This window comes from Pseudomonas sp. SIMBA_067, from assembly GCF_046534675.1.
Classification (GTDB): domain Bacteria; phylum Pseudomonadota; class Gammaproteobacteria; order Pseudomonadales; family Pseudomonadaceae; genus Aquipseudomonas; species Aquipseudomonas putida.
This window is the reverse complement of the sequence record NZ_JAWRYH010001255.1, coordinates 1-239: the sequence shown is the minus strand read 5'-3', so window position 1 is coordinate 239 and position 239 is coordinate 1. Positions and strand designations below refer to the sequence as shown.

Annotated in this window: 1 protein-coding gene; it reads left to right on the top strand. The window is 54.8% G+C overall.

The annotated features are described in order from the left end of the window. Nucleotides 1-37: 37 nt before the first annotated feature. Nucleotides 38-239 (top strand): hypothetical protein (locus SB765_RS33325; protein WP_410932996.1); only part of this gene is annotated, 202 nt, incomplete at its 3' end.

The window sequence follows — 239 nt, the reverse complement described above, 5'->3', positions numbered from 1 at the left end:
GGGTGAACGGTGTCATGTCGCCAGTAATGGTGACCTGGTGCAAATCGCCAGCTTTGGCGCAAACGCCAGAATTGCCAACAGCGGCGACAATGTACACATCATTGCCAGCGGTGAAAATTCAACGGTAGTGAGCACGGGCGTGGTCGACTCAATTATTCTCGGGCCAGGAGGAAGCGCCGCACTGGCATATCATGACGGCGAAAGAGTTCGCTTCGCCGTCGCCATTGAAGGTGAAAACA